The sequence below is a fragment of the Pseudomonas sp. BF-B-26 genome (genome assembly GCF_019956495.1).
GTDB lineage: Bacteria > Pseudomonadota > Gammaproteobacteria > Pseudomonadales > Pseudomonadaceae > Aquipseudomonas.
Map to the genome: position 1 here is coordinate 223027 of NZ_JAHBDP010000058.1, position 20076 is coordinate 243102.

Consider the following 20076-nt stretch of genomic DNA (forward strand, 5'->3'; position numbering starts at 1 on the left):
GTCAGAAGCCGAGTTTGTCGCGCAGTCCGTAATACCAGGCGCCCAACGCAGCGAATGGTGTACGCAGCAGTTGTCCGCCGGGGAACGGGTAGTGGGGCAGGTCGGCAAACGCGTCGAAACGCTCGGCCTGACCACGCAACGCTTCGGCCAACACCTTGCCCGCCAGGTGCGTATACGTCACGCCATGGCCACTGCAACCTTGGGAATAGTAGATGTTGTCGCCCAGGCGTCCGACCTGAGGAAGTCGTGACAAGGTCAGCAGGAAATTGCCGGTCCAGGCGTAATCGATCTTCACGTCCTTGAGCTGCGGGAAAGCCTTGAGCATCTTCGGCCGAATTATTGCTTCGATGTTCGCCGGATCCCGTGCGCCATACACCACGCCACCGCCGAAGACCAGGCGCTTGTCTGCGGTCAAACGGTAGTAGTCGAGCAGGTAATTGCAGTCTTCGACGCAGTAATCCTGTGGCAACAGGCTCTTGGCCAATGCTTCGCCCAAGGGTTCAGTGGTGATCACCTGAGTCCCGCAGGGCATCGATTTGGCGGCCAGTTCCGGCACCAGATTACCGAGATACGCATTGCCCGCAACGATGATGAACTTGGCCCTGACCTTGCCTTGAGGCGTATGCACCACCGGATTCGCGCCGCGTTCGATGCGCACCGCCGGCGATTGCTCATAAATGGTGCCGCCCAGCGACTCGACGGCTGCCGCTTCACCCAACACCAGGTTCAGCGGATGAATGTGCCCGCCGCTCATGTCGAGCATGCCGCCGATGTATTGATCGCACGCGACCACTTCACGGATGCGACGCTGATCCATCAATTCAAGCTGCGTGTGACCGAAGCGCTCCCACAGACGCTTCTGGGATTCCAGATGGCCCATCTGCTTGGCGGTAATGGCGGCGAATACGCCACCATCCTTCAAGTCGCACTGGATATTATATTTGGCAACCCGCTCACGAATGATCCGCCCACCTTCGAACGCCATCTGCCCCAGCAACTGAGCCTGCTTGGGACCGACACTGCGCTCGATCACATCGATGTCACGGCTATAACTGTTTACGATCTGGCCACCGTTACGCCCCGACGCACCAAAACCTACCTTCGCCGCTTCAAGCACCGTGACCCGGAAACCGTTTTCCAGCAGAAACAGGGCAGAGGACAGACCGGTGTAACCGGCACCGATCACACAGACATCAGTCTCTACGTCATCCTGCAAGGCCGGGCGCGGCGAAGCCGGATTGGCCGATGCGGCGTAATAGGAATCCGGGTAGGGGGTGTTCGCCATCCTGCAGCCTCTGTTTAATATATTTTACGAGTGCGTCGATCCTACCCGAGATAAAAAACGATCGCCAGCCACCGCAAAATCTTCTTTGCAGCCGCAAAATTAAATATTTTGCATATTCATAGGGTTAGCTCGAAAAAAGGTGTTGACACCCCTCCGGAATTCCGTAGAATGCCGCCTCACAGCAGGCACGTAGCTCAGTTGGTTAGAGCACCACCTTGACATGGTGGGGGTCGTTGGTTCGAGTCCAATCGCGCCTACCAAACAAAATCCGCTCTGCTGGGCGGTCTAGAAGGGCTCACCGAAAGGTGGGCCCTTTTTTGTTGCTTGCGATTTGCAGAGCCCCCACTCAAAACGCCAACTGGGCCCCCACCTCCAGATACTCGACCTTGTCGTGTCCTCACTTTGCCGGTGACCCGCTCGATGATGTTATAGGCGTTCTCGCCGAAGCGAACCGCGCCTACTAGTCCGTCCTTGCCGATCAGCATGTTGTTAATGCAGGCTTTGGATTTGGCTTGCTGTACCTGACCTGTGAATCATTGAGCGGCCTCATGGTCATATCGCTGACCTTTGTATTCAGGACGTTCAAATGAAGCGTGCAGTAATAATGTTCATGGCTATTTCAGGTTCTCTCCTGCTGGGAGGCTGTGGGCCTCACTGGGACGACGGAGAAAGGTACGGGCGAGATCGTGATCGAGATCATGATTACCGTCGTGGATACGACCGCGGGTATGACGATGATCGAGGGTATGACCGCCGATACGATCGTCGCGACAATGATCAGGGGTATGATCGCAATCACCGTCGTGATCGTGATCGTGATCGTGACGATAGAGACGACTGAATGCGCTGGCCATCGGCAAGCGGGAGGCGGGGGTGACAGTGTCTCCTCGGGCCGGTCAATGATCACCTGGTTTGCCGCTTAGCTTTAGCGGCACGGATTGCCGGTGATTCAGGCGTAAGATAGCGGTGCTACCTCATCAAAAGGAGCCGCATATGATCGCCAACCAAATGAACAAGCCAGTATCTGAGGACGGAGCTGTTTGGGATCAATACTTCTGCGCTGCGTTGATTGCGGAAAGCAATTTGACCGCACCGGTTGTAGGAGGCGCCACTCATGAAGACAGGCAGAACCTGTTGATTGAAAGGGCCAAAGCTCTCGCCGACAAGATGATGGAAAACAGAAAATAACCAGAGCCCAGCCATCGCGCTGGGCTCTTCACATCTGGATCTCGGCAGCGGTGCAGCGCTACTGAATCAGGCAATCAAGTCTACTTTGCCGCTAGCAAGGCGATAGACGCCTCCCACTATCTTCAACGTGCCCTTGCTGAGCGCATCAGTCAGCAGTGGTGAGGCATTTTTAAGGCGGCTAACCGAGTCTTTGACATTCTGCGCTGTAGCGTTGTCGATAAGGTTTCCGGGGTTGTTGAGCACTTTCTCGATGGAAGGTTTAAGTGCGTCAGTCAATTTCGGGATGTGACCAGGGAAAACAGTGTGATCTTTTACTGCCTTTATTCCTGCACTGATGGCGCCGCAGCTCTCATGCCCCAGTACGAGGATCAGTGGTGCACCGAGCACCGCAACAGCGTATTCAAGACTTGCCAAACCCTCATCGGTTACGAAATTGCCCGCGACGCGTATGGCGAAAAGATCGCCTCGAGCAGTGTCAAAAGCATACTCAGGGGCGATACGGGAGTCAGAGCAACTTAGTACCGACACGAACGGGTTCTGGCCTGAGACCAAGGCTTCCCGCTCTGACTTGAAGTCATGTGTCTTGGAGTTGCCGGAAACATACCGTTCATTTCCCTCCATAAGCCTTTGAAGTGCCATGTCAGGACTGATGGAGTTTTGTGGTTTTGGCGCAGCAGCGGTTTTCTCGGCAGCCAGAACGAACTTGTCGGGCAGTGCGCCGGCAAGTAGCAGAGCGCCTGCTCCTAGTCCGGCAAACTGAAGAAATCTACGACGACCACTCGCGTTTTGAACAGGGTTTGAATCACATGATTTACACATGATCGTGTGTACTCAGGTCGGTTGATGGGAATGACTTGCTGTTGGGGGGCAAGTGCTTCCAGGGACCTTTGGCACTTGTGGTTGGAGTCTAGACGGGATGTAACATTATGTTGCTCGTGGCTTGCTTTCAGGCAATGCAGGGGCGTGGGTTCGGTCGCTTTCAGTGCCGAGAACCTCAAATGCCTTCAAGCGTTTTCAAAAACTCCCGGATGTGTCCGGCCGCCTCTTCGGGTACAACCTGAAGCAGGCAGTGCGGTGCTTCGATTTCAATGATTCGTGTATCGCGGTTCATTGAAGAAACCAGCGCAGACGCTGTCCCGGGAACCACCGAATCATGCTTAGCGCGAAGGTAAATAGTCGGTACGCTGACTTGGGCCAGCTTGGCGGATACGTCAACGGCAAGAACCGATCGTAGTCGTGAACGCATTACCGAAGGTTTCACTCGAGTGATGGCCTGACGTAGCGCTGCGCGCAACGCGCTCGTGGAAAACCGGCCGAGTAATACTTTGCTGATCCATCCGACAGGCGCAAGGCTGAACGGCAGTGCGCCTAGCAAAAAACTCAAGTGACTTAATAGGGGTCTTGGATTGCGTGCGAATGTGCTGCATAGCACGAGTCCCACTTGCCGGGGGAGTTGTCTGGCGCTCAGGGAAATAGCAATCGGTCCCGAGAAGGATTCACCCAGCAGCACGAATGGTCGGTCGGTCGGTCGGCAGCGACTCTCGGACCAGCGACTCCAGCGCTGTGTAGCTCAGCGGAGTATTGGGGGGATAGGTGATGATTAGCGTATCGAATTCGCGCTCCATGATGGATGCAAAGGCTGCGAACAATTCACCTGTTCCGTCCATTCCAGGTAGTAGAACCAGTGTGGGAGTTGATCGATTCATGTCTCCGTCCTTGGTGGGCGGCCATTCTGCCGTCGATCAATCGCGTACTGGATAACCACAAGCCTGGGTCGTCGCCAGGCACTGTAACGAGGGGATTGCCCCCCTCGTTACAAATGTTGCGTGAAGAGCATGAATCACTACTGGGGTGGTTCATCTCAACAACGTCGGACCTGCGTGGTAAGTCCAACCCACTAAAACCAATCTTACTTGGCGTTCAACTTCTTCAGTTCTTCATAAGTCGCCGACTGTACAAACCAGAAGCCGGAGATGATGCACCACGTCAGGGTGCCGGTAATGAAAACGCCTGCCCCGGACCAGAAGCCCTGTACGAAGATCATGACCACTGCGGCGATCCAGATAACGGCCAGTGCGACGTACAGAACTACGTTGTTTACGCCAATTACGAACTCTTTCACGTCTATTCCCTTTTGAATGTTTATCCTCTGGCTCCTTACGCAAGGGCCAGTGGGCGGCATGATAGGGGGGTAGGTGGCTGTTCGCCAGTCATGTCACGGCCTGCAGGCAGATTTTCAGATTCTGGACTACTACTGACAAGCCCATTTCCTTATCTCTGTCAGGAGCGTCTCTATGCTGTTTCACTGGTTTCTTGCGGCGATCCATCTCCTGGCTGTTGCCTTGGGCCTCTGGGCGGTACTCACCCGAGGGACGGCGTTAAGCCGCCTGGCCGTCGGTACGGCGCAGGTTCGCAATGTGCTGGTTGCCGATAACGTATGGGGCATCTGTGCGGGTATTTTGCTGATCACAGGTTTGCTGCGGGCCTTCGGTGGGTACGAAAAAGGCACCGATTATTACCTTCATCAGCCATTGTTCCATCTGAAGATGGCGCTGTTCGTGATCATTCTGCTGCTTGAAGTGGCACCCATGATCACCTTGATCAAGTGGCGGATCGCCGTGGGCAGGGGCGCTTCGATTGACCAGGGCCGAGCCAGGCTGTTTGCACGCATCAGCCATATCGAAGCGCTGTTGTTGATGTTGATGGTGATTGCGGCCACCGGCATGGCGCGCGGTGTGACCTTCGGCTAATAACGGCGTGATTCGTCGGGGTTAAAGCGAATAATCTGACAGTCACGGCGTGGCCGAAGCCGGTAGCATCGGCTTCACGAATGGGGGGGAGGCGAGGGCTCAGCAAAAATGCCGAGCATGAATCTTTAGCCAGCCATTGCGCTGTAACGAACGGGCTGGCTACTGACTGCAGCAGGATTCAGGGAGTCTGCGGTTTGTCTGGAGCGGTGAGGCCAGCCTGAATGCGCTGATAGATTTCTTCGCGATGAACCGCAACGTCTTTCGGGGCATTGATGCCAATTCTGACTTGCTGGCCGCTAACGCCCAGAATGGTGATCGTAATGTCATCACCAATATTTATGCTTTCACCGACTTTGCGGGTGAGTATCAGCATGGTCTTCTCCTTGATTGCTTTGTGGGGCACCTGATTCGGACAGTGCAGAGGTCGGTGGTATGTATAGATTAGTGCGAAGTCTCACGGTTTGGGTGCCTCTTTCTGACGCACAGATGCTGCATTAATTCCCAAGGCGTAACTATACAGAGGCCGCAACCATCATTCTCGTTGTTTTAAGCCCATTTTGCGGCACTCGGGAAGTATTCATGGATGCTAAAATCGCCGCTTTAAGCATTCTGAGGGAAGCGTTGTGCGCAAAATGGTCTTGGTAATCGCGGTATTGGCGCTGGCGGGATGCGGTGAAGGCAAGAGTATTGACGCGCAAAAGCCGCAACCGGCTGCTGCGACTGCACCTTCGGTGGTGTCCGGGCCGCAATGGGATCTCGAAGTACGAGGCGAAACACCTCAGGCGGTCAGCGATTTGAGCGGCTGGCTGATTGAGCACAGTTTCGTTTCCAATATCGTCAAGGAAAACGGAAAGACCCGGATTCTGCTCGGGCCATTCAGTTCGAAAGCCGAGGCTGAGGCCAAACAGACAGAAGTGCGCGCGGCGCTCACCCGGGCGAAGAAACAGAACATCGAATTGTTGGTTCTCGACCATCCAGTGGCCCAGTAGCAGTCCTTTTTCAGGCTGCTTTTGATGGAACGCCTACCAGGCTCGCTCATGGCGATGGATGGTGCGCACTTTACCGCTCGATGCCGGTTGCCCAGCGCGCGGCAATGCGCACTTACACCATTGCGTGTCGAGCAGGCAAAGTGGGTATCAACTTCGAGTTTCACGGCGAAACCGGCCCTGCATCCCGCTGGGCAATTCATGCCGCTGCGGGTGAGCCGATCCAGATCGTCGCACCTGATCGCCAGTTTTCGGCGCAAGACGCGGGTGGTTTCGAATGGAAGCCGCCTCAGCAGCTCAAACATCTGCTACTGGTCGCCGATGCCACGGCCTTACCCGCGGCAAAGCGGACTTTCTCGATATGCGCCATTTATCTGATATCTGATCCCACCGTTGAGGATGAGATCAGTCGTCAAATTTGCGCCATTCTTCGATCCCGGCGAGATTCCGTCGCCGGTTCTCTTGTATGTCGATCCGCCAGGAAGGGTGCTGGTCCGCACCGACCGTCCAACGTGCCGTCGCTCGCGCCACCCTGCGTCCAAAGCGCTCCGCGCTAAGCCTATCGCCTGGGTGCGGAGCGTTCTCCACTAAGAGATCATTCAGGCTTTGAGTCATCAGGCCTAGCCATGATCCGTTGACGTTCACGTCGGTGAAACCGCCATCGGTATAGTTGCCACCAGGCAAATCCCCGGCGCTTACCCACATCATTCCCATTTGCGCCGCGAAGATCGACATCTGCTGCAGCGTTACGAGCTTGTCGCCGGAGCGCGCTCCAGAGTTTGTGAAGCCGGCTGCGATCTTGTCCTTCCACTCCTGGCTGCGCCAAGGCACGATGCCAGCCTCGAGGAACAGCTTGAACAATCCATGGGCCGATCCCATATAGGTGGGCGCACCAAAAACGATGGCGTCAGCCGCCGCTAGCCGGCTCATGACAGCGTCGTCACGCCATCTGCCATCACTACCGATCTGAGCGGGCACGATCTTGATGAGTTCGGCGCATGTTCCCGCAACCTCTTCTGCGCCTCGCTTGACATGCTCCGCAACAGTCTCGGTGTGACCTCCTCCGGATGAATACACAATTGCGACGAAAGTCATTGATATCTCCTGATTAGAATTGCGACGCGACAAATCCGCCCTTGTCTGGGGCGATCCAGCGAGGATGAGTGGGAACTGCGTTTGATGCAAGGGCGAGTCATTTCCTTTGAGATCAAGAAAACGGGTTGCTATTCGCGGTGGCAATTCAAACGAGTGATCAGTACCGATGCAATCAGGTACTCAAGTGGACTGCCCGCATTAAACCCGAGGCCTTTGTGTTTTCAGCGAGCGCTCAACCGCAGGCTTTCATGTCGACCGGGCCGACAAACTCGTTGCCGCGTCCCATGACGCACGCCACGCGTTGGTTGCGCTGTCGTTCCCAGGCCTCTACCGGATAGGTTTTGCTCCAGGCTTCGTACAGTTGTCGATCCTGTTTCGACAAGCTCAAACCGTACTGTTTGCTCATATAGAAATACGTTCGAGCGATCATGCCGCGGATGGACGGGCGGGGCATGACCTTCTTCGCTTTGAAGTCGACCTGGGTCAGACACGAGCCATATTGGCCCGACTGCACCGGCAACCAGCCGAAACTGAAGTTGCTGCGATCGCCATTCACCTCACCAATGCTCGGTACCAGGTTGTGCAGGTCGGCTTCAGCCTTCTGGTAAGCCGAATCGTAACGCGTGCAGTTCTTGCGCCCACCTTCTTGCCAGCACTGACGCTGATGGCCGATCTGCCAGGCCGGAACAATGTGCTCCCACTCGATGCGGGAAGCGCGCTTGGCATTTTTACGCGGTACATAACCGCAGGCTGCGAGGTTGACCTTGTTGCCGGTGTATTTGCACCCGCAATAGAACTCTGTGGATTGCGGTGCGTAGAGCTTCCAGGCAACTTTCTTGGCTTCGTTGAAGGTGCGTGGGGCGCCAGCCTGGGCACTGACGGTGATGAACAAAAACAGCAAAGCAAGCCAGCGGACACTCATTGACTCAATCTTCCTTTGGCACAACCCAAAAAATCTGCACACCGCCATCGTCGCGATAGGCGAGGGTGACGTTGTCGTTCTCGTCGATTTCTTCGAGCAATTGTTCCCACTCATCCACGGGTTCGTCCGGTAGACGGAAGATCAAGGCTGCTTTGGCTTTTTGGGCGGTGGGGGAATTGATGATTTTTTGAACGCGCATGCCCATGCGTTCATAGGAGTCAGGAGAGGCAGAGGTGTTGGCCACGGAATTATCCTTATTAAGCTGTACGTGCATACAGTATTTAACTGTAGGCATTTTCGCAACTGCTTAAAATTCAAGAAAATCCTCTGACAGCAATTTTTTCCGTTTGATGTAGGACGAAGGGAAGATTTTTATCGAAATGTCGGAAGGGGTGTGAGCCACTCGCCTGGGGTGGCGAGTGGTGAAACCAGTGCCCGACCGGAACCGGTCGGGCGAGGGCGAATCAGTATTCCCAGAACATCCGTTGCAGCTCTTTGCTGTCATTGGTCTTGGTCAGTGCGACCATGGCCAGGATGCGAGCCTTTTGCGGGTTCAGGTCATGCGCCACAACCCAGTCGTACTTGTCGTCTGGCTGTTCAGCATTCCGCAGTACGAAACCGCCAGCGTTGACGTGGGACGAACGAATGATTTGCACGCCGTCCTTGCGCAAGGCTTGCAGTGATGGGACTACCCGGGACGAGACAGAGCCATTGCCGGTACCGGCGTGAATGATGGCTTTGGCGCCAGACTGAGCCAACGCCTTGTAAGCGGTATCGCTGACGTTGCCGTAGGAATAGGCGATTTCGACGTCAGGCAGGCTCTTGATGGTTTTGATGTCGAATTCCGAGTCCATGGTGTGACGCTTGGCCGGCAGACGGAACCAGTAGGATTTGCCCTCGACCACCATGCCGAGTGGGCCCCAGGCACTTTTGAACGCCTCGGTCTTGATGTTGATCATTTTGCTGACGTCGCGACCCGACTGGATTTCATCGTTCATGGTCACCAGTACGCCTTTGCCGCGTGCGTCTTTGCTGCTGGCCACGGCCACTGCGTTGTACAGGTTCAGCATGCCATCGGCCGACATGGCGGTGCCTGGGCGCATGGAGCCGACAACGATGATTGGCTTGTCGGTTTTTTCCACCAGGTTCAGGAAGTAGGCGGTTTCTTCCAGGGTGTCGGTGCCGTGGGTGATAACGATGCCGTCGACGTCTTTGCTGTCGGCCAGTTCAGCCACGCGACGACCCAGTTGCAGCAGGTTGTCGTTGGTGATGCTTTCGGACGCGATCTGCATGACCTGTTCGCCACGAACGTTAGCCAGCTGGCTGAGTTCCGGAACCCCGGCGATCAATTGTTCGATGCCGACTTTTGCCGCTTGATAGGTCGCGCTATTGGCGGCGCTGGCGCCCGCGCCGGCAATGGTGCCGCCGGTGGCCAGGATCACCACGTTCGCCAGTTTCTGTTGGGTTTCGACTTCTTTTGCCTGAAGGGCAGTAGGCAGGAGCAGCAAGAGGGCCAAAGCGCCCGGAACGAAGGTCTTGAAAGCAGATGTCATTATTTTTCTCTCTAGTAGTGAGACGGTGCTGATGCAGGTTCATCTAGATGCGCCCCACGCGGATCTGAACGCTTGGGGTGAATGAGATGAGCAGGATCTATACCAGTCGCACTTCGAATGAGGAAAACTTTTAACTTGATGATTTGTATCAGTATTTATTTGAGTGGCCAGAATGTTTACACAACCTGTTGTCCGGGTTTCCGAACGCGTTGAGCGTTTGTGTTCGGCTCTCCGAAAAGTACTACGACCACTGTCGAGCAAATCGCCTTGCGAGATTGTGAATCAGTGCTAAAGAAACCCGCGCTTCGGTCGATGCTCCTTTAGAAGGATCTTTCTACTCAGGAGTTCACATGTCGTTATCCATTGGTTTCCCAAACGCCGCAGGCGTCACCATCGGCGGCAAGTCTGCCGCTACGATCCAAGCGTTGAACGACGCCACCGCAGAGGCTGCCGATAAGGCGCTGGGCACGAAAGAAGGCGACGGCAATCAAGTCAAGACTGGCCCTTTGGGATTGGATAAAAGTACGGGCGCGCAGACCGAAACCCCAGATGAGAGCAACCAGAGTGTGGCGGTGAAAGTCCTGCTCAAACGCATGCAAGAGCTACAACAGCAACTGCGCGAGCAACAGCAACAATTAGCCGCAGCTCAGGCGGCGTCTTATCCGACACCGGAAGCCAAGACCACTGTGGTCATGGCATTTCAAGGACAGATTGCCGAAACCAATGGTGCGTTGCTGGAAGTGTCCGCAGCCCTCGTCAAGGAACTGGCCAAGGGTTCCAGCACCGGAGCGGTGGTCAACACCAGGGCATGACTTGAATGCCCGGCTTTTGTCAGCCAGCTCAAATAAATGGTCTTTTCTGCTCGTTGACAAATGTCGGCAGGGTTCGCATAGTTCGGTCTCCGCAAACGTTTGCGCGGTGCTCCCGGTGGTTATCCATCCGTTAGCGCAATGAAACCTACGCCGCGCAAACGTTGCTCACAATAATCATAAGATCGGAGTGAACCCATGAAGCTGCCATTCGCTGGACGTCTTCTCGCTGTCGCTATGCTGGCTGCCGCATCCGTCGCGTTACCTGTCTCTTCGGCCTTCGCCGAGACGCCTGAAAAACCCAAAGTCGCGCTGGTCATGAAATCCCTGGCCAATGAATTCTTCCTGACCATGGAAGACGGCGCCAAGGCCTATCAGAAAGACCACTCCGGCGATTTCGAGCTAATCTCCAACGGCATCAAAGACGAAACCGACACGGCTGGCCAGACACGCATCGTCGAGCAAATGATTCTGGCCAAGGTCAATGCGCTGGTCATCGCGCCGGCCGACTCCAAGGCCATGGTTCCTGTGATCAAGAAAGCCATCGATGCCGGTATCACCGTGATCAACATCGACAACCAGCTGGACCCGGCTGTGGTCAAAAGCAAAAACCTCACCGTACCGTTCGTAGGCCCGGATAACCGCAAAGGCGCGCGTCTGGTGGGCGAGTACCTGGCCAAGCAACTGAAGGCCGGAGACGAAGTCGGCATCATCGAAGGCGTTTCAACCACCACCAACGCACAGCAAAGAACCGCAGGCTTCAAGGATGCGATGGAAGCGGCGCAGATCAAGGTCGTCTCTTTGCAATCCGGTGACTGGGAAATCGACAAAGGCAACAAGGTGGCTGCCTCGATCCTCAGCGAATACCCGCAAGTCAAAGCCCTGCTGGCCGGCAACGACAGCATGGCCGTCGGCGCAGTATCCGCCGTGCGCGCAGCGGGCAAGGCCGGCAAGGTGCAAGTGGTCGGATACGACAACATCAACGCCATCAAGCCAATGCTCAAGGATGGCCGCGTTCTGGCTACCGCTGACCAGTTTGCGGCCAAGCAAGCCGTGTTCGGCATCGAGACTGCGCTAAAGATCATCAAGGGTGAAAAAGTCGACAGCGGCACCAATGGCGTGATCGAAACTCCGGTAGAGCTGGTTACCAAGTAGTCCTTCTGGCGACACAACGGTGCTCGCCCGTCAGGGCGAGCGCATGGAGAGTTTTTATGTCAGTTTCCGCCCCGAACGCTGTCCTCTCGGTCAGCGGTATCGGCAAGACCTACGCCCAACCGGTCCTGACCGGCATCGACCTGACGCTGATGCGCGGTGAAGTGCTGGCGCTGACCGGCGAAAACGGCGCGGGAAAAAGCACGCTGTCGAAGATCATCGGCGGGCTGGTCACACCGACCACCGGTCACATGCAATTCCAAGGGCAGGATTACCGCCCCGCAAGCCGCACTCAGGCCGAAGACCTCGGCATCCGCATGGTGATGCAGGAACTCAATCTGTTGCCGACCCTGTCGGTGGCGGAAAACCTGTTTCTCGACAACCTGCCCAGCAAGGGCGGCTGGATCAGTCGCAGGCAATTGCGCAAGGCGGCGATCGAAGCCATGGCCCAGGTCGGCCTCGACGCGATAGACCCGGACACGCTGGTGGGCGAATTGGGCATCGGTCACCAGCAAATGGTGGAGATCGCCCGCAACCTGATCGGCGATTGCCACGTGCTGATCCTCGACGAACCGACGGCAATGTTGACGAACCGTGAAGTCGAGATGCTGTTCGAGCAGATCACTCGTCTGCAAGCTCGCGGCGTGTCGATCATCTATATCTCGCACCGTCTCGAAGAGCTGGCGCGGGTCGCCCAGCGTATTGCGGTACTGCGCGATGGCAACCTGGTTTGCGTCGAGCCGATGGCCAATTACAACAGCGAGCAACTGGTGACGCTGATGGTCGGTCGCGAACTCGGCGAACACATCGACATGGGCCCGCGCAAGATCGGCGCTCCAGCCTTGACGGTCAAAGGGCTGACCCGCTCCGACAAGGTTCGCGATGTGTCCTTCGAAGTGCGCGCCGGCGAGATCTACGGGATTTCCGGCTTGATCGGGGCAGGGCGCACTGAGTTGCTGCGCTTGATCTTCGGTGCTGATGCAGCGGACAGCGGCACGGTTGCACTCGGTTCGCCAGCACAGGTTGTCAGTATCCGGTCACCGGCTGACGCGGTCGGTCATGGCATCGCCCTGATCACCGAAGACCGCAAGGGCGAAGGCCTGCTGCTGACCCAATCGATCAGCGCGAATATTGCCTTGGGCAATATGCCGGTGATTTCCAGCAGTGGCTTCGTCAACAAGGGTGACGAGATGGCGCTGGCCCAGCGTCAGATCGACGCCATGCGCATCCGCAGTTCCAGCCCGACGCAACTGGTGTCGGAACTGTCCGGTGGTAACCAGCAGAAAGTCGTGATCGGCCGGTGGCTTGAGCGTGATTGCTCGGTGATGCTGTTCGACGAGCCAACGCGTGGCATCGACGTCGGCGCCAAGTTTGACATTTATGCCTTGCTCGGTGAGTTGACCCGTCAAGGCAAAGCGCTCGTGGTTGTGTCCAGCGACCTGCGTGAGTTGATGTTGATCTGCGACCGCATCGGTGTGCTCTCGGCGGGACGTCTGATCGATACCTTCGAGCGTGACAGCTGGACCCAGGATGATTTGCTTGCCGCCGCGTTCGCCGGCTACCAAAAACGTGATGCGTTGCTCAACGAAGCAGCGCCTAGGGATCTCGCATGAATACTGCAGTGACTGCCGGCAAACGTAGTGGCAACTTTTACGGCCTCGGAACCTACCTGGGACTGGCCGGTGCCTTGCTGGCAATGGTTGCGCTGTTCTCGGTTCTGAGCAGCCATTTCCTGTCCTATGACACCTTCAGCACCCTGGCCAACCAGATTCCGGACTTGATGGTGCTGGCGGTCGGCATGACGTTCGTGTTGATCATCGGCGGTATCGACCTGTCGGTGGGCTCGGTGCTTGCGCTCGCGGCGTCAACGGTCAGCGTGGCGATTCTCGGCTGGGGCTGGAGCGTGCTGCCTGCGGCGCTGCTCGGAATGGCGGCGGCAGCACTGGCCGGGACCATCACCGGTTCGATCACTGTGGCGTGGCGGATCCCGTCGTTCATCGTGTCCCTCGGTGTGCTGGAAATGGCCCGCGGTTTGGCCTATCAAATGACCGGATCGCGCACGGCCTACATCGGCGACGCCTTCGCCTGGTTGTCCAACCCGATCGCCTTCGGCATCTCGCCGTCGTTCATCATTGCCTTGCTCATCATCTTTATTGCCCAGGCAGTACTGACGCGTACCGTGTTCGGTCGCTATCTGATCGGCATCGGCACCAACGAAGAGGCGGTGCGTCTGGCAGGGATCAATCCGAAGCCCTACAAGATTCTGGTATTCAGTCTGATGGGGCTGCTGGCCGGTATTGCTGCGCTGTTCCAGATTTCTCGCCTGGAAGCGGCGGATCCGAATGCCGGCTCCGGGCTGGAGCTACAAGTGATCGCTGCGGTCGTGATCGGCGGCACCAGCCTGATGGGCGGTCGCGGTTCGGTCATCAGTACGTTCTTCGGAGTTTTGATCATTTCCGTATTGGCGGCCGGTCTCGCGCAGATTGGCGCAACTGAACCCACCAAACGCATCATCACCGGCGCAGTAATCGTGGTGGCGGTGGTGCTTGATACTTATCGCAGTCAGCGCGCAAGCCGGCGGACCTGAGTCATGGCAACAATCAAGGATGTGGCAGCGCTCGCGGGGATTTCCTACACCACGGTTTCCCACGTAGTGAACAAGACCCGACCGGTGAGCGAAGAGGTGCGGGTCAAGGTTGAGGCCGCCATCAAAACCCTCGACTACGTACCCAGCGCCGTGGCCCGGTCCCTCAAGGCCAAAACCACGGCGACCATCGGGTTGCTGGTGCCCAACAGCCTCAACCCGTACTTCGCCGAACTGGCGCGCGGCATCGAGGATTACTGCGAGCGTAATGGCTACTGCGTGATTCTTTGCAACTCCGATGACAACCCGGACAAGCAGCGCAGTTACCTGCGCGTGCTGCTGGAAAAGCGCATCGACGGGCTGATCGTCGCTTCGGCTGGCGGTGATGCGGGGCTGGCGGAGGGCCTTGCAGGCGTGCGTACGCCGATGGTGATCGTCGACCGTGGACTGGAAGGTGTGAATGCCGACCTGGTGCGGATCGATCACGAATACGGCGCCTATCTGGCGACCCGACACCTTCTGGAGTTGGGGCACCGGGACATCGCAACCATTGGTGGCCCGGCGAGTACCAGTGTGGCGCAGATGCGTCTGGCCGGTTATTGCCGTGCCCTGAAAGAGGCGGGTGTCGAAGTATCCGGCGAGCGCATGCTGGAAAGTGACTTCACCAGCACCGGCGGTTACAACGCCGCCGCGATCCTGTTGGAAAAGAACCCGCCGAGCGCGATCTTCGCCGGTAACGACATGATTGGCATCGGTGTGCTGCGAGCGGCGGCCGAGCGCAATATTCGCGTGCCGACGGACTTGTCGGTGATCGGCTTCGACGATATTCAGATGAGCCGCTATGTGTACCCGGCGCTGACCACTGTGGGGCAGTCGATCCTGCAACTCGGCGAGATGGCGGCCGAAGTGCTTTTAAGAAGAATCGCCACGCCGGATTTGGCCACTGATCAACGGATCGTGACGCCCAGTATCGTCCTGCGGGAGTCGACTGCGCCGCTGGCCGGCGTGTTCGCCCAGTTCCGTTGAAATAAAAAGCCGCTAAATCAAAAGCACCGCTGAAACAGAATTGATGAGTAGTGACGTATGCCAGCAAAAGTAGTGGTTATAGGCAGCCTGAACATGGACCTGGTCACCCGGGCGCCACGGCTGCCTCGTGGCGGTGAAACGCTGATCGGCGAGTCGTTTGCCACGGTCTCCGGTGGCAAGGGCGCAAATCAGGCGGTCGCCGCGGCGAGGCTGGGGGCGCAGGTGTCGATGGTCGGTTGCGTGGGCAGCGATGCTTACGGCGAAGAGTTGCGCGGGGCGCTGTTGGCCGAGCAGATCGATTGCCAGGCGGTCAGCACCGTCGACGATTCCAGCGGCGTAGCGTTGATCGTGGTCGATGACAACAGCCAGAACGCAATCGTGATCGTTGCCGGTGCCAACGGTGCGTTGACTGCAGAGGTGATTGATCGTTACGACGCCGTATTGCGGGCGGCGGACGTGATCATCTGTCAGCTGGAAGTCCCGGATGCCACTGTCGGTCATGCGCTCAAGCGCGGCCGTGAGTTGGGCAAGACCGTGATCCTCAACCCGGCACCGGCCAGCCGTCCACTGCCGGCGGACTGGTATGCGTCCATCGATTATCTGATTCCCAACGAAAGCGAGGCCTCGGCGCTGAGTGGTTTGCCAGTGGATTCTCTGGCATCTGCCGAAATCGCTGCATCCCGGTTGATCTCCTTGGGCGCCGGCAAGGTCATCATCACCCTCGGTGCTCAAGGTTCGCTGTTTGCCAACGGCAAAGGCTTCGAACACTTCCCTGCGCCGAAGGTGAAGGCTGTCGATACCACGGCGGCTGGCGACACCTTCGTCGGTGGTTTCGCCGCCGCGCTGGCGGCCGGCAAAAGCGAAGCCGACGCGATCCGTTTCGGCCAGGTTGCCGCGGCGCTGTCGGTGACCCGTGCTGGCGCGCAACCCTCGATTCCCACCTTGTCCGACGTACAGGCCTTTAAAGCACCATGAAAAAGACACCTTTGCTCAACGTCGCGTTGTCGCGGTTGATCGCTTCCCTGGGTCATGGCGACATCGTGGTGATCGGCGATGCAGGTTTGCCAGTGCCACCTGGCGTTGAACTGATCGACCTGGCCTTGACCCACGGTATCCCGGATTTCATCAGCACGTTGAAGGTTGTGCTCAGTGAAATGCAGGTCGAGAGCCATGTGTTGGCCCAGGAGATCCTGGACAAAAAGCCTTCGGCATTGGCGGCGCTCGATGAGCTGAATGCCTACGGTGCGCTGGGGCGGCGTGAGCTGCTCAGTCATGACCAATTCAAAGTCCTCAGCCGACAGGCACGGGCGATTGTTCGTACAGGCGAATGTCAGCCGTACTGCAACATCGTGCTGGTGGCTGGGGTTACGTTCTAACTCGCTGTTGTCTTTCTGCTGTCCCACGCACAAGGAGTGCGCTATGCCTCGCTATGCTCAGAAACTGCACCACCTGCTCCGGAGTCTGCTGCTTTTGTCCCTGATTACCGCAACAAGCGCCCAGGCGGCGGAAAAGATCGACTTGATCATCGACACCGATCCGGGTGCCGATGACGTGGTTGCCTTGCTGTTTGCTCTGGCATCGCCGCAAGAGCTGAACATTCGTGCGCTGACCACCGTCGCCGGCAATGTGCGTCTGGACAAGACGTCGCGTAATGCGCGGCTGGCCCGCGAGTGGGCAGGGCGCGAGGAGGTGCCGGTCTACGCGGGCGCTCCGAAGCCGCTGATGCGCACGCCGATCTATGCCGAGAACATCCATGGCAAGGAAGGACTGTCGGGTGTCACCGTACATGAGCCGAAAAAAGGCCTGGCCCAGGGCAATGCGGTCAACTACCTGATCGACACCTTGAAAGCTGCCAGGCCCCACAGCATCACCATCGCCATGCTCGGTCCACAGACCAACCTGGCCCTGGCGCTGATCCAGGAACCCGAGATCGTTCAGGGCATCAAGGAGGTGGTGATCATGGGCGGGGCGCACTTCAACGGTGGCAACATTACGCCGGTGGCTGAGTTCAACCTGTTCGCCGACCCACAGGCTGCGGAAGTGGTGCTGAAAAGTGGGGTGAAGCTGACCTACCTGCCGCTGGACGTGACCCACAAGATCCTTACCAGTGAGGCGCGTCTGAAGCAGATCGCAGCGATCAACAACAATGCCAGCAAGCTGGTGGGCGATATTCTCAATGAATACGTCAAAGGCGACATGGAGCACTACGGCATTCCGGGTGGCCCGGTGCATGACGCGACGGTCATCGCCTACCTGCTCAAGCCTGAGTTGTTCACCGGTCGTTCGGTCAATGTGGTGGTTGATAGCCGCGAAGGCCCGACGTTCGGCCAAACCATCGTCGACTGGTATGACGGCCTGAAAGCGCCGAAGAACGCTTTCTGGGTAGAAAGCGGTGACGCCCAAGGCTTCTTTGATCTGCTGACCGAGCGTCTGGCTCGTCTGAAGTAAGCCATAGACCCGCAGGTGCCAGCCTGCGGGTTTACGTTCACTCGCTATCTATCAGGCCAATATAGTCGGTAGGGTACTTCTCGAATATCTGGGCGATGAATATCTGGGCGGCTTGCGTGCCCAGTTCCTTGACCAATAAATCGATACCAATGATTGCCAACTCTTCCGGGCTGCCCGGGCTGTAAGAGCTGTGGCCCTGTGGCCACTTGGCTTTGATGTCGGCGTCGATACTTACGGTGGTCATGATGGCGCTCGTGAAGTCGGGAAAGTCTGAGTGTCGAGTTAACCATTTTGCGCGGCTTTTGGCACTCCGACTTAGGCATGAGGGGAGGGCTATGCGACACTTGGTCTTTGATGATTTTTCAAGGACTGTGCTGTGCAGATTGATTTGAACACTCCTGACGGCTTGACCCTTGAGGCGGTGCGTCAGTTGCTGGCCTCTGCCAGTGACGATGAGCACACTCAATTGCGAGTCACCAAGGGCGGCATCGCCTACATTTCGTCAGGCGTTGTGGGTGGTACTGATATCAGCGGGCTGTTGTTTCGTCTGGAGACGTGGGCCAAGGGATCCGGTTATGTAGGATTGGTCGCGGCCAGTGACGAGGTCTGGGTCATGCAGATTTTCAATGCGCTGAAAGAGAACTGGCCGAATCCGCCGTTCGACTACATTGACGTCTATTGAGCGCTGTTCATATTCAGTCACGATTGAGTGGTAAACGGCAGGGCAATGCTCAGGCAAACTCGCCGCGTGTCCGAATAGAGGGCGGGGTACTAGTGCTCCCTGTGAAACCAAACGCCAGAATGGCGGTCGCACGATCTCAGCTTAACTATTGAAAAAAAGGAGGCTTCATGCCTTGGAAGCTCGCGTCATTGGGTACTTTGTTGGCCGTTGCCATGCTGGCCGGTTGCAGCACTACCTCCACCGAGTCGACAGCAGATCCTGTCACGACGACTGACACGGGTCACAGCCGTTGTGAGGCAAAGGCTGCCGAATTCACCATTGGCAAAAAGGCTTCGCCTGAACTGCTGGAGCAGGCGCGTACTCGCGCAGGCGCGCAGAATGCACGGTTCCTCTTGCCCACCGACATGGTGACCCTGGAGTACCGCTCCGACCGTCTGAACCTGAACACCGATGCCAACCGGGTTGTGACCCGCGTCAACTGCGGCTGATCGCTCAGACGTTTGTGTCGCCCATAAAAAACCCCGTCACATGGACGGGGTTTTTTTAGTGCGGCTGAAAATTACTCAGCGCGGACTTGTGCAGCTTGCATACCCTTTTGGCCTTTCTCAGCCACGAAGGAAACGGTCTGGCCTTCTTTCAGGCTTTTGAAACCGTCGCTTTCGATAGCTTTGAAGTGTACGAACAGGTCGTCACCGCCACCTTGAGGAGTGATGAAGCCGAAGCCTTTTTCATCGTTGAACCATTTAACGGTGCCGGTTTGGCGATTAGACATGGTGTATCTCCAAGAAACATATATTTTCAGTAGTGCTGTGCTGCTCAGGCCAACTGGGCACACCGGGGTATCATAGTCGAAATGTTCGCTTTGGGAGCCCCCCGGACGTGCTGTTTGCCCTGCAGTCGCGTTCTGTTTACTGCTTGATGTAGCTGAAAGCCCCGTTTTACAAGGCTTTCAGCCGAAAGTAAAGACGATAAAAAAACCTGTAAAACCTGCATAAATTGTACGAAAAAGCTCAAATCCATCACTTTTTATCAGCGTTGATTCGAGTCAAAAGGACTTTTTTCTCACTTTTTCGCCGGTACATTGGCCTTGCATTTGGCTATCTGCGCCAGTGCTTTTTGCTGCAATTCCGGGGCAGCCTTGTTGTCCATCAGCGCTTGGATATCAGCCGCCGGGTAAGACTTTATCGAATCAGCACCGCAAGCGCAGTGAGCCTTCGCTGCTGCAGCACCGATCTGCGGAGTGGCTGCCTGAGTGCACTGAGCCATGTATTTCTCGCGTTCGCCCTTCGGCCAATCGGCATGGGCGGCCAGTGGCAGCAGCAAAACGATGGGGGCGACGACTGCGAATAAACGTTTCAGATGCATGCTGGGATGCTCCTTGTGGGTCAATGTCTTGTTATCTGAGGGGTAAAGCAGGGTTCTAGTTCAGCACTCTGGCATAAAATTGCCCGATTTGCCCCAAGACCACGCCTCGGTGCATCGACGACCGTTCATCTGTGCTAGCATGCCTGGCTCGGGCGTTTGCAGGCTCCGGATGACCTTCAGTCCCGGTAGCGGCAAATGTGCGAATAACCCTGATTTGAATCCCAGTCACTC

At 56.9% G+C, this 20076-nt stretch carries 27 protein-coding genes, 1 tRNA gene and 1 pseudogene; 16 read left to right on the forward strand and 13 right to left on the reverse strand.

All coding sequences use genetic code 11. The features are described 5' to 3' along the window. Window position 1 precedes the first annotated feature (1 nt). Window positions 2-1285 carry an NAD(P)/FAD-dependent oxidoreductase gene (locus KGB03_RS07905; RefSeq protein ID WP_223526746.1) on the reverse strand — a complete coding sequence of 428 codons (1284 nt, stop codon included), beginning with the start codon at window positions 1283-1285 and terminating at the stop codon, window positions 2-4. A 183-nt stretch (window positions 1286-1468) separates the two neighbouring features. On the opposite strand from KGB03_RS07905, the gene KGB03_RS07910 reads away from it, so the two are divergent. From KGB03_RS07910 to KGB03_RS07920, 3 genes are all read left to right on the forward strand, one after another. Then, window positions 1469-1545 (forward strand) — tRNA-Val (locus KGB03_RS07910). Window positions 1546-1871: 326 nt separating this feature from the next. Further along, window positions 1872-2126, forward strand: a complete 255-nt coding sequence (locus KGB03_RS31305) for a hypothetical protein (protein WP_411740029.1) — start codon at window positions 1872-1874, stop codon at window positions 2124-2126. Between the two features lie 152 nt (window positions 2127-2278). After that, on the forward strand, window positions 2279-2473 hold the full coding sequence (locus KGB03_RS07920) for a hypothetical protein (protein WP_218537430.1): 195 nt from the start codon (window positions 2279-2281) through the stop codon (window positions 2471-2473). A gap of 66 nt (window positions 2474-2539) precedes the next feature. Here KGB03_RS07920 and KGB03_RS07925 read toward each other — a convergent pair whose 3' ends face one another. The 4 genes from KGB03_RS07925 to KGB03_RS07940 form a co-directional block, all read right to left on the reverse strand. Beyond that, window positions 2540-3292: a carbonic anhydrase gene (locus KGB03_RS07925; RefSeq protein WP_218537431.1), complete on the reverse strand. Its 753-nt coding sequence runs from the start codon at window positions 3290-3292 to the stop codon at window positions 2540-2542. A gap of 175 nt (window positions 3293-3467) precedes the next feature. Beyond that, the gene (locus KGB03_RS07930) at window positions 3468-3983 is read right to left on the reverse strand and encodes an alpha/beta fold hydrolase (protein WP_223526748.1); all 516 of its coding nucleotides are present in this window, start codon (window positions 3981-3983) and stop codon (window positions 3468-3470) included. Beyond that, on the reverse strand, window positions 3970-4179 hold the full coding sequence (locus KGB03_RS07935; RefSeq protein WP_223526749.1) for a hypothetical protein: 210 nt from the start codon (window positions 4177-4179) through the stop codon (window positions 3970-3972). The genes KGB03_RS07930 and KGB03_RS07935 overlap by 14 nt, the downstream gene beginning before the upstream one ends. Window positions 4180-4382: 203 nt before the next feature. Beyond that, complete coding sequence (locus KGB03_RS07940) at window positions 4383-4595, reverse strand: hypothetical protein (protein ID WP_111452633.1); 213 nt, start codon at window positions 4593-4595, stop codon at window positions 4383-4385. Between the two features lie 172 nt (window positions 4596-4767). On the opposite strand from KGB03_RS07940, the gene KGB03_RS07945 reads away from it, so the two are divergent. Next, on the forward strand, window positions 4768-5223 hold the full coding sequence (locus KGB03_RS07945; protein WP_218537432.1) for a DUF2214 family protein: 456 nt from the start codon (window positions 4768-4770) through the stop codon (window positions 5221-5223). Between the two features lie 178 nt (window positions 5224-5401). Here the strand turns inward: KGB03_RS07945 and csrA are convergent, their stop codons facing one another. Continuing rightward, window positions 5402-5596, reverse strand: coding sequence for a carbon storage regulator CsrA (gene csrA, locus KGB03_RS07950; RefSeq protein WP_007938114.1), 195 nt, complete (start codon window positions 5594-5596; stop codon window positions 5402-5404). A gap of 250 nt (window positions 5597-5846) precedes the next feature. On the opposite strand from csrA, the gene KGB03_RS07955 reads away from it, so the two are divergent. After that, the gene (locus tag KGB03_RS07955; protein ID WP_218537433.1) at window positions 5847-6212 is read left to right on the forward strand and encodes an SPOR domain-containing protein; all 366 of its coding nucleotides are present in this window, start codon (window positions 5847-5849) and stop codon (window positions 6210-6212) included. Continuing rightward, window positions 6179-6445, forward strand: a pseudogene (locus tag KGB03_RS07960) (siderophore-interacting protein); the annotation flags it as partial. The gene KGB03_RS07955 and the pseudogene KGB03_RS07960, both read left to right, overlap by 34 nt. 169 nt (window positions 6446-6614) lie before the next feature. On the opposite strand, the gene KGB03_RS07965 reads toward KGB03_RS07960, so the two are convergent. From KGB03_RS07965 to KGB03_RS07980, 4 genes are all read right to left on the reverse strand, one after another. Then, window positions 6615-7304: a flavodoxin family protein gene (locus KGB03_RS07965; protein ID WP_218537434.1), complete on the reverse strand. Its 690-nt coding sequence runs from the start codon at window positions 7302-7304 to the stop codon at window positions 6615-6617. 232 nt (window positions 7305-7536) lie between these two features. Then, window positions 7537-8226 (reverse strand): endonuclease, encoded by a 690-nt coding sequence (locus KGB03_RS07970; protein WP_223526750.1) that lies wholly within the window; start codon window positions 8224-8226, stop codon window positions 7537-7539. A 4-nt stretch (window positions 8227-8230) separates the two neighbouring features. Next, entirely contained in the window at window positions 8231-8521 is a 291-nt protein-coding gene (locus tag KGB03_RS07975; protein ID WP_123365550.1) for a DUF1654 domain-containing protein, read from the reverse strand. A gap of 169 nt (window positions 8522-8690) precedes the next feature. Then, window positions 8691-9779, reverse strand: coding sequence for an asparaginase (locus KGB03_RS07980; protein ID WP_008145640.1), 1089 nt, complete (start codon window positions 9777-9779; stop codon window positions 8691-8693). 350 nt (window positions 9780-10129) lie between these two features. Between KGB03_RS07980 and KGB03_RS07985 the strand changes: the two genes are divergently transcribed. The 8 genes from KGB03_RS07985 to KGB03_RS08020 all read left to right on the forward strand — a co-directional run bounded on the left by KGB03_RS07985 (window position 10130) and on the right by KGB03_RS08020 (window position 17798). After that, window positions 10130-10591 (forward strand): hypothetical protein, encoded by a 462-nt coding sequence (locus KGB03_RS07985; RefSeq protein WP_223526751.1) that lies wholly within the window; start codon window positions 10130-10132, stop codon window positions 10589-10591. Window positions 10592-10786: 195 nt separating this feature from the next. After that, window positions 10787-11743: a sugar ABC transporter substrate-binding protein gene (locus KGB03_RS07990; protein ID WP_192407491.1), complete on the forward strand. Its 957-nt coding sequence runs from the start codon at window positions 10787-10789 to the stop codon at window positions 11741-11743. A 56-nt stretch (window positions 11744-11799) separates the two neighbouring features. Continuing rightward, window positions 11800-13353, forward strand: coding sequence for a sugar ABC transporter ATP-binding protein (locus KGB03_RS07995; protein WP_218537438.1), 1554 nt, complete (start codon window positions 11800-11802; stop codon window positions 13351-13353). Next, on the forward strand, window positions 13350-14327 hold the full coding sequence (locus KGB03_RS08000; protein WP_218537439.1) for an ABC transporter permease: 978 nt from the start codon (window positions 13350-13352) through the stop codon (window positions 14325-14327). Before KGB03_RS07995 ends, KGB03_RS08000 begins: the two co-directional genes overlap by 4 nt. 3 nt (window positions 14328-14330) lie before the next feature. After that, complete coding sequence (locus tag KGB03_RS08005; RefSeq protein WP_223526752.1) at window positions 14331-15350, forward strand: LacI family DNA-binding transcriptional regulator; 1020 nt, start codon at window positions 14331-14333, stop codon at window positions 15348-15350. 57 nt (window positions 15351-15407) lie between these two features. Continuing rightward, on the forward strand, window positions 15408-16325 hold the full coding sequence (gene rbsK / locus KGB03_RS08010; RefSeq protein WP_218537441.1) for a ribokinase: 918 nt from the start codon (window positions 15408-15410) through the stop codon (window positions 16323-16325). After that, window positions 16322-16726, forward strand: coding sequence for a D-ribose pyranase (gene rbsD, locus KGB03_RS08015; protein WP_218537442.1), 405 nt, complete (start codon window positions 16322-16324; stop codon window positions 16724-16726). Before rbsK ends, rbsD begins: the two co-directional genes overlap by 4 nt. 43 nt (window positions 16727-16769) lie before the next feature. Beyond that, on the forward strand, window positions 16770-17798 hold the full coding sequence (locus tag KGB03_RS08020) for a nucleoside hydrolase (RefSeq protein WP_111452647.1): 1029 nt from the start codon (window positions 16770-16772) through the stop codon (window positions 17796-17798). 37 nt (window positions 17799-17835) lie between these two features. Here KGB03_RS08020 and KGB03_RS08025 read toward each other — a convergent pair whose 3' ends face one another. Continuing rightward, the gene (locus tag KGB03_RS08025) at window positions 17836-18042 is read right to left on the reverse strand and encodes a hypothetical protein (protein ID WP_008145651.1); all 207 of its coding nucleotides are present in this window, start codon (window positions 18040-18042) and stop codon (window positions 17836-17838) included. A gap of 132 nt (window positions 18043-18174) precedes the next feature. On the opposite strand from KGB03_RS08025, the gene KGB03_RS08030 reads away from it, so the two are divergent. Together KGB03_RS08030 and KGB03_RS08035 are read left to right on the forward strand one after the other, a co-directional pair. Further along, window positions 18175-18480: a hypothetical protein gene (locus KGB03_RS08030; protein WP_008145652.1), complete on the forward strand. Its 306-nt coding sequence runs from the start codon at window positions 18175-18177 to the stop codon at window positions 18478-18480. Between the two features lie 167 nt (window positions 18481-18647). After that, window positions 18648-18968: an I78 family peptidase inhibitor gene (locus KGB03_RS08035; protein WP_218537443.1), complete on the forward strand. Its 321-nt coding sequence runs from the start codon at window positions 18648-18650 to the stop codon at window positions 18966-18968. 71 nt (window positions 18969-19039) lie between these two features. Here KGB03_RS08035 and KGB03_RS08040 read toward each other — a convergent pair whose 3' ends face one another. Next, a complete protein-coding gene (locus KGB03_RS08040) occupies window positions 19040-19252 on the reverse strand; it encodes a cold-shock protein (RefSeq protein WP_007905882.1) in 213 nt (70 codons plus the stop codon). A 290-nt stretch (window positions 19253-19542) separates the two neighbouring features. Then, window positions 19543-19845 carry a hypothetical protein gene (locus tag KGB03_RS08045; RefSeq protein ID WP_111452649.1) on the reverse strand — a complete coding sequence of 101 codons (303 nt, stop codon included), beginning with the start codon at window positions 19843-19845 and terminating at the stop codon, window positions 19543-19545. Window positions 19846-20076 lie beyond the last annotated feature (231 nt).

What these genes read in the sequence shown, in the direction of transcription:
- KGB03_RS07905 (WP_223526746.1), bottom strand. Translation starts at nt 1,285, where the DNA reads ATGGCGAACACCCCCTACCCGGATTCCTATTACGCCGCATCGGCCAAT.
- KGB03_RS31305 (WP_411740029.1), top strand. Translation starts at nt 1,872, where the DNA reads ATGAAGCGTGCAGTAATAATGTTCATGGCTATTTCAGGTTCTCTCCTG.
- KGB03_RS07920 (WP_218537430.1), top strand. Translation starts at nt 2,279, where the DNA reads ATGATCGCCAACCAAATGAACAAGCCAGTATCTGAGGACGGAGCTGTT.
- KGB03_RS07925 (WP_218537431.1), bottom strand. Translation starts at nt 3,292, where the DNA reads ATGTGTAAATCATGTGATTCAAACCCTGTTCAAAACGCGAGTGGTCGT.
- KGB03_RS07935 (WP_223526749.1), bottom strand. Translation starts at nt 4,179, where the DNA reads ATGAATCGATCAACTCCCACACTGGTTCTACTACCTGGAATGGACGGA.
- KGB03_RS07945 (WP_218537432.1), top strand. Translation starts at nt 4,768, where the DNA reads ATGCTGTTTCACTGGTTTCTTGCGGCGATCCATCTCCTGGCTGTTGCC.
- csrA (WP_007938114.1), bottom strand. Translation starts at nt 5,596, where the DNA reads ATGCTGATACTCACCCGCAAAGTCGGTGAAAGCATAAATATTGGTGAT.
- KGB03_RS07965 (WP_218537434.1), bottom strand. Translation starts at nt 7,304, where the DNA reads ATGACTTTCGTCGCAATTGTGTATTCATCCGGAGGAGGTCACACCGAG.
- KGB03_RS07970 (WP_223526750.1), bottom strand. Translation starts at nt 8,226, where the DNA reads ATGAGTGTCCGCTGGCTTGCTTTGCTGTTTTTGTTCATCACCGTCAGT.
- KGB03_RS07975 (WP_123365550.1), bottom strand. Translation starts at nt 8,521, where the DNA reads ATGCCTACAGTTAAATACTGTATGCACGTACAGCTTAATAAGGATAAT.
- KGB03_RS07980 (WP_008145640.1), bottom strand. Translation starts at nt 9,779, where the DNA reads ATGACATCTGCTTTCAAGACCTTCGTTCCGGGCGCTTTGGCCCTCTTG.
- KGB03_RS07985 (WP_223526751.1), top strand. Translation starts at nt 10,130, where the DNA reads ATGTCGTTATCCATTGGTTTCCCAAACGCCGCAGGCGTCACCATCGGC.
- KGB03_RS07990 (WP_192407491.1), top strand. Translation starts at nt 10,787, where the DNA reads ATGAAGCTGCCATTCGCTGGACGTCTTCTCGCTGTCGCTATGCTGGCT.
- KGB03_RS07995 (WP_218537438.1), top strand. Translation starts at nt 11,800, where the DNA reads ATGTCAGTTTCCGCCCCGAACGCTGTCCTCTCGGTCAGCGGTATCGGC.
- KGB03_RS08000 (WP_218537439.1), top strand. Translation starts at nt 13,350, where the DNA reads ATGAATACTGCAGTGACTGCCGGCAAACGTAGTGGCAACTTTTACGGC.
- KGB03_RS08005 (WP_223526752.1), top strand. Translation starts at nt 14,331, where the DNA reads ATGGCAACAATCAAGGATGTGGCAGCGCTCGCGGGGATTTCCTACACC.
- rbsK (WP_218537441.1), top strand. Translation starts at nt 15,408, where the DNA reads ATGCCAGCAAAAGTAGTGGTTATAGGCAGCCTGAACATGGACCTGGTC.
- rbsD (WP_218537442.1), top strand. Translation starts at nt 16,322, where the DNA reads ATGAAAAAGACACCTTTGCTCAACGTCGCGTTGTCGCGGTTGATCGCT.
- KGB03_RS08020 (WP_111452647.1), top strand. Translation starts at nt 16,770, where the DNA reads ATGCCTCGCTATGCTCAGAAACTGCACCACCTGCTCCGGAGTCTGCTG.
- KGB03_RS08025 (WP_008145651.1), bottom strand. Translation starts at nt 18,042, where the DNA reads ATGACCACCGTAAGTATCGACGCCGACATCAAAGCCAAGTGGCCACAG.
- KGB03_RS08035 (WP_218537443.1), top strand. Translation starts at nt 18,648, where the DNA reads ATGCCTTGGAAGCTCGCGTCATTGGGTACTTTGTTGGCCGTTGCCATG.
- KGB03_RS08040 (WP_007905882.1), bottom strand. Translation starts at nt 19,252, where the DNA reads ATGTCTAATCGCCAAACCGGCACCGTTAAATGGTTCAACGATGAAAAA.
- KGB03_RS08045 (WP_111452649.1), bottom strand. Translation starts at nt 19,845, where the DNA reads ATGCATCTGAAACGTTTATTCGCAGTCGTCGCCCCCATCGTTTTGCTG.